Source organism: Candidatus Methanoperedens nitratireducens (genome assembly GCF_000685155.1).
Lineage (GTDB): Archaea > Halobacteriota > Methanosarcinia > Methanosarcinales > Methanoperedenaceae > Methanoperedens > Methanoperedens nitratireducens.
Genome location: NZ_JMIY01000003.1, coordinates 297,012 through 303,632 on the forward strand (window position 1 = coordinate 297,012; position 6,621 = coordinate 303,632).

General features: G+C 41.1%; 6 protein-coding genes. 5 read left to right on the forward strand and 1 reads right to left on the reverse strand.

The window, feature by feature from the left end; translation table 11 throughout:
- Window positions 1-11: 11 nt before the first annotated feature.
- Window positions 12-938 carry an NAD-dependent epimerase/dehydratase family protein gene (locus ANME2D_RS08180; protein WP_048090407.1) on the forward strand — a complete coding sequence of 309 codons (927 nt, stop codon included), beginning with the start codon at window positions 12-14 and terminating at the stop codon, window positions 936-938.
- Window positions 939-1,054: 116 nt separating this feature from the next.
- Here the strand turns inward: ANME2D_RS08180 and ANME2D_RS08185 are convergent, their stop codons facing one another.
- The gene (locus ANME2D_RS08185; protein ID WP_048090409.1) at window positions 1,055-1,585 is read right to left on the reverse strand and encodes a metal-dependent hydrolase; all 531 of its coding nucleotides are present in this window, start codon (window positions 1,583-1,585) and stop codon (window positions 1,055-1,057) included.
- A gap of 71 nt (window positions 1,586-1,656) precedes the next feature.
- On the opposite strand from ANME2D_RS08185, the gene ANME2D_RS08190 reads away from it, so the two are divergent.
- The 4 genes from ANME2D_RS08190 to ANME2D_RS08205 form a co-directional block, all read left to right on the forward strand.
- Window positions 1,657-2,616: a glycosyltransferase family 2 protein gene (locus ANME2D_RS08190; RefSeq protein WP_048090626.1), complete on the forward strand. Its 960-nt coding sequence runs from the start codon at window positions 1,657-1,659 to the stop codon at window positions 2,614-2,616.
- A 22-nt stretch (window positions 2,617-2,638) separates the two neighbouring features.
- Complete coding sequence (locus ANME2D_RS08195) at window positions 2,639-3,820, forward strand: glycosyltransferase family 4 protein (protein ID WP_052368692.1); 1,182 nt, start codon at window positions 2,639-2,641, stop codon at window positions 3,818-3,820.
- A 1-nt stretch (window position 3,821) separates the two neighbouring features.
- Window positions 3,822-5,714, forward strand: a complete 1,893-nt coding sequence (gene asnB, locus ANME2D_RS08200) for an asparagine synthase (glutamine-hydrolyzing) (protein WP_048090411.1) — start codon at window positions 3,822-3,824, stop codon at window positions 5,712-5,714.
- A partial coding sequence (locus tag ANME2D_RS08205) for a LamG-like jellyroll fold domain-containing protein (protein ID WP_048090413.1) occupies window positions 5,701-6,621 on the forward strand: 921 nt, incomplete at its 3' end. The genes asnB and ANME2D_RS08205, both read left to right, overlap by 14 nt.

Below are 6,621 nucleotides of genomic sequence, written 5' to 3' on the forward strand. Positions count from 1 at the left end.
AAGGTGTTAGAATGAAATCACTAATAACAGGCTGTGCAGGGTTTATAGGTTCCCATCTGGCAGAGAAATTACTGCAGGAGGGACATAAGGTTATCGGGATCGATTGTTTCACGGATTATTATCCAAGATCGATCAAAGAAAACAACATAAAAAATATACTTGATCATGAGAACTTTACATTTATAGAGAAGGATATCCTGAACATCACCCAGTTCCCAGAAGTGGATTACGTATTCCACCAGGCTGCGCAGGCTGGAGTAAGGGCCTCATGGGGCAAAACTTTTGAGACGTATACTCTAAATAATATCCTGGCAACCCAAAAATTGCTGGAATACTACAAAAACCGGAACATCAGGAAGTTTGTATTTGCATCCTCATCATCCATATATGGGAATGTAAATAAACTGCCCATCCATGAAGAAGCGCCTAAGAGTCCCTTCTCCCCTTACGGTGTTACGAAACTGGCGGCAGAGGACCTGTGTTCTTTATATTATATGAACTATGGTACTCCAACGGTATCACTCAGGTATTTCACTGTGTACGGACCAAGGCAGAGACCGGATATGGGTATCAACAAATTTGCACATGCGGCACTGGATGGAGGTGTAATTAAGGTATATGGTGATGGTTCCCAGACAAGGGACTTTACTTATATATCCGATGTAGTGTGGGCAAATCTGTTAGCCGCCGAGAGTGATGTTGTGGGTGAGAGTTTTAATATTGGTGGGGGGAGCAGGATCTCAGTTAATGACCTGATCGGACTGATCAGCGGGGTAGCGGGAAAAGATATGCAGGTGAAGTACATTGAAGTACAGAAGGGAGACGTACTGGATACGTATGCTGATGTGACGAAAGCAAAGAAGATGATCGGATACATGCCCTGGGTTGGAATAGAGGATGGAGTTAAAAAATATGTGGAAAGTATTATCCATCAATAATCTGGTCTGTATATTTTGTACTTACGAGAAAAATGAATTATAGAGGATTTCGAAAAACCCCTAATTTTGGTTCTTCCTTTATAAAGGGTTTATAAGCGAATCAATAAAAAAGTAGGTTAATCAAAATCCTCTATAATAATTAGTGTAAGAAACAACACTAATTCTATCATTATCGCCTGGAGATTATGGTAATTGAAAAGACCCAGAAAGAAAGTCTCATTGGACTTGCCCCTCCATATATCTAAAAAAATCATAAAAGGGAATACATAATGCTCATTGCTCAGAGGCCACAGAAGTGCAACTCCATACGGATAGCTTGTATCAGAAGCAGAGGCAAGGTAATCAAGTACTACATGAGAATAATAAATCCCGGAGAATAACAAAAAGCTATTGAGAAACAGCTCTTTTCTCTTTGTTATCAATATACTTGCAATAAGTCCCACAAAAACGGCTGCTCCAAGGCTGTGAACAATACTCTGATGATACAGGTTAGGATTATTTACAAAAAAACCAAGAGCCAGATCAATGTCAGGAAGATTTGAAAAAAAGATGTATAAGAAAAGTCTACGTGTATCATATCTAACATTCTTATTAAAAATTTGATATAGCAGGATTCCTGAAAGGGAATGACCGATAGGACTTGGCAAAAACTCACTTCCTTCAGGTCTCTATATTGCTTCAGATGATATATAATAATATGTTGGTTGGTGTTATAAATATGGGGAAACAAAATGATAGTAATCAATCCATTTCAGTAGTGATACCCCTGCTGAACGAAGGGAAAAACCTGCCGAAACTGTATGAGAAATTGAAGAACGTAGGTGCACTCAATGGCAATCATGAGTTCGTATTTATCGATGATGGTTCAACAGACGATACCTTTGATATCCTGAGGAAGCTCCACGAAAAGGACCCTTCTGTGAAGGTTATCCGCCTTCGCCGCAACTTCGGACAGACCGCTGCGCTTTCTGCAGGTTTCGATTACGCCAGCGGCAAAATAATAGTTACCATGGATGGAGACCTGCAGAACGATCCTGAGGATATTCCCGTGCTCATTGAAAATCTAAACAATGGCTATGATATGGTATGCGGCTGGCGTGCTAATAGGAACGACCCGCTGATCTCAAAAAAAATTCCATCCAGGATGTCCAACTGGTTAGCGCGCAAGCTGACAGGGGTATGTCTGCACGATAGCGGCTGCACTCTGAAGGCTTTTAGAAGCGATATCATAAAGAGCATCCGGTTATACGGCGAGTTGCACCGTTATATTCCTGCTGTTGCAAGCTGGATGGGGGTCTCTATCAAAGAGGTACCTGTAAAGCATCATCCCAGAGCCCATGGAAATTCCAAATACACAGCATCAAGATTGCTCAGAGGAATGCTTGATCTTATGACAGTAAAATTCCTGATCAGCTACTCAACAAGGCCGATGCAGCTTTTCGGGATTCCAGGAGCAATATCCGGGTTTCTGGGCATTTTGATCGGGGGATATTTAACATTTACCAAGTTCTATTATAATGTAGCTATAGGAGACAGACCATTGCTCCTGCTGGCTGTACTGCTTACGGTTCTGGGAATACAGTTCATCAGCATGGGTTTGTTAGGAGAGATCATAATCAGAACATACTACGAGGTACTGAATAAACCGATATACTCTGTAAGGGAAGTTCTTGGATGAAAATTATAATCTGGAGGATTTTATGAAAATACTTATGCTGGCCCCAGAGCCTTTTTTTGAGACAAGAGGAACGCCTTTTAGCGTGTTCCACCGCTCAAAAGCCCTGGGAAGGTTAGGTCATAATGTGGATCTGGTGGTTTATCATACAGGTAAGAGGGTTAGTATTGATAATGTGGACATTCACAGGATACCGGCTGTGCCCTTTGTTAAACAAATCGCGATAGGCCCATCGCTTGTAAAAATACCCCTGGATATTGTAATGTTTTTAAAGGCATTTCAGATGCTTCTTAAAACAAAATATGATTGTATCCATGTACATGAGGAAGCAGCACTGTTAGGATGCATTCTTAAAAAGATCTTCAGGGTTCCTCAAATATATGACATGCATTCGAGCATTCCTCAGCAGCTTGTAAATTTTAACTTCACCAAAAATAAAGCATTAATTAAGTTAGCCCTCTTTGGTGAGAAATATATAATCAATAACTCAGAGGCCGTAATTGCGATCTGCCCTCAACTTGGAGAAGCAGTAAGAAGTATAGATTCAAGAAAGAAATCATGGATCATAGAGAATCCCCCTGTTTCAGAATATAACTGCAGTGTTTTTGATAAAAAAATAGACGAGTTCAGGAGTTGTTTTGGTGGGCAGAATAAAAAAATAATACTCTATACCGGTACTTTTGAGCCATACCAGGGAATCGATCTTTTAATAAAAACCGCCCCTGCTGTTATTAAAAAAATTCCCGATGTTCTATACATTCTTGTGGGCGGGGAGGACTACCAGATCCGGGAGATGGAGAAGCTATCTGAGGAATTAGAAGTGAAAGATCAAGTTATATTCACTGGCAAGCGCCCTGTGGAGGAGATGCCCCTGTTCATGGGGATTGCAGATATCCTTGCGTCTCCCCGTGTTACAGGAACAAACACACCCTTGAAAATCTACTCGTATCTTGAATCAGGAAAGCCAATCGTTGCAACCAACCTGCCCACACACACACAGGTTTTAAATGAGGAAATCGCAGTGCTGACCGGGCCGAACCAGGATGATTTTGCTGCTGGCATACTCAGAATCCTTACAAACGAAGCACTGGGTAGAGATATTGGCAGGAGGGCAAAAGAAATATCAGAGACTAAATACAGTTATAGTTCTTATCTAGCCAAGACCGGGGAAGTATATGAACATATTGCATCTCTAAGAGGCTGCTGAAGTGTGCGGAATATGCGGTTATTATTTATTTGACAACAGCTCTCCTGATGAGCATCTTGTTAAAAAAATGTGCTCTGTAATCCAGCACCGCGGGCCTGATGATGAGGGCATATTTTTAGACAGGGGCATCGGGATGGGCATGCGCAGGCTCAGCATTATCGATATTGAAGGCGGACACCAGCCTGTGCATAATGAGGATGGCTCTATCTGGATTGTTCTCAATGGTGAGATATACAATTATAAGGAACTCCGCCTCAGTCTTGAAAAAAATCACAGGTTTTATACTTCAAGTGATACCGAGGTAATAGTCCATCTCTATGAGGAGTTTGGAGAAGAATTCATATCTAAGCTCAACGGCATGTTCGGTCTTGCTATATGGGACTCAAATAAAAAATTACTTTTGCTGGCAAGGGACCGCATAGGAATTAAACCGCTGCACTACATTGTAAACAAAAATAAGTTAATCTTTGGCTCTGAAATTAAATCGATATTGCAGCATCCTGATATAAAACGAGAAGTAAATCTAGCTGCATTCCATTATTTCCTCTCCTTTGAGTATATTCCCGCTCCTGAGAGTATATTCAAAGGAATTATGAAATTGATGCCGGGCCATATACTGCTCTGCAAAGATAACAATATATCAATCAGAAAATACTGGGATATCGAGTTCTCAGGCAGCAGTTTCACGGAGGAACATTTCTGCGATCAAATATGTAATGCTCTTAAAAGATCAGTTAACTTTGAGATGGTAAGCGATGTTCCGCTGGGAGCTTTTTTAAGCGGTGGTATTGATTCAAGCGCAGTAGTAGCTGCAATGAACCAGCTCAGTGATCAACCTGTTAAAACTTTCTCAATAGGTTTTGAGGACCAGTCCTATAATGAACTTGAATACGCAAGAATTGTAGCTGAACGCTTTAATACAGATCACCATGAAGAGATCATTAAACCAGATGCAGTTAAGCTTGCGGACAGTATTATTAGATATTTTGATGAACCCTTTGCCGATGTTTCTGCGTTCTCAACGTACCTTGTTTCAGAGATTGCAAGCAGGTACGTAACTGTTGTACTCTCAGGGGATGGAGGCGATGAGCTGTTTGCAGGGTATGACTGGTATATTGCCAGCTATATGGATAGATATTACAGGAGACTGCCCTCTATCCTGAGGAACAGGGTTATACTTCCGGCTGTACAGGTACTTCCTTATTCCTCTCAAAAAAAAGGCCTAATTAACATAGCCAAACGCTTTGTTGAGGGCTCCTCTCTTCCAGAGAAGGGAAGGCACGTTAGATGGCAGTTTTTTTTACCTGATAGAAAAGCATTGTATTCCAGGAGATTACAGAGTGAGGTTGAGAATTTAAACTCTTTTGAAATAATAAGTAAAGTTTACTCAAAAAACAATACAAAGGATCCACTGAGCAGGGAGCAGTATGTAGATATAAAGATGTACCTACCGGATGATATTCTTGTAAAGGTGGATAGGATGAGCATGGCGAACTCGATAGAGGCAAGGGTACCTCTTTTGAATCACATTTTTGTTGAGCTCACAGCAACCATACCTGCGTATCTTAAGCTCAATGGGCTTTCTACCAAGTATATTTTTAAGAAAGCAATGTCGAAACTCCTTCCAGGGGAGATAATCTATAGAAAAAAGCAGGGATTCAGCATCCCCATGAAGAACTGGCTCAGAGAAGACCTGAGGGATATGATGATTGAAACCCTCTCAAGGAGAAGAATAGAGGAAAAGGGCTATGTAGAATATGAATACGTGAATAAATTGATGAGACAGCATCTTGAGAAAAAGAGGAACAATGCCCACCAGTTATGGGCACTCATGGTGTTTGAGATGTGGCATGATATGTATATGGATACGGAGGTTGGAAATGACTACGAGTAAAGAATCAAATCTTTCTAGGATTATAAAGTATAGATACGTTTTTTTCATGTTAATGCTGCTATCTTTCTTAACTACTTCAGTTGCTGGATACACTATAGGAAATGGCGGGAGCGCATGGGATGGGAATGTATCATTAACCAATACCACCATAGCTCGATCAACGGGAAACGTTGAACTTCGATGGATTGTAAATGATTACATCTCACGATGGCGGATGGATGCTGGAAGCGGAACGTTGATCCGTGATGAAAATGTGGCATCAGGGAACGACTGTACTCTATACGATATCACATGGAATCCAGATGGGGGTATTGATTTTGATAGTAATGGCGATTATGCCAGCTGCGGCGGAAACAACTTAGCAAACATGAAAGCTTTCACATACGTGGCTGATATAAAACCGTCCATATCAGATGCGACACCAAGATATATTATGGGCATTCAGGGGACAGGTTCGAATTGGTATAAATCCCTGTACATTCAAGACACATGGAGTATAAGGCAGAACATAAAAGGATCAGCATCCAATACACGCAGGTACAGTGCTGATAACGCGCTGACACAGGGGGTAAGGAAGAACGTAATATCAACATGGAGCGGCGGTACTTCAGGTGCAGGTATTTCAATGTATGTAAATAATGTTGAAACACCGTATTCTTCGACTGTCAATGGCGATTCAGTAGCAGATGACTCTGGCAGTACATTTGTTCTGGGAAACAGGCTTGATCTTACAAGGCCATATCGCGGTACAATGTACGAGGCTATTGTTTTTGATAGGGTTCTTTCAGCAGATGAAAGAAACAAGGTATATAATAAAATAAAATACAGCACTGGCAGCATCACCACATGGCATGATGCAGGTACTGGAAATGAAATATATAAAATAGGCGTAAGCGCCATAACACCT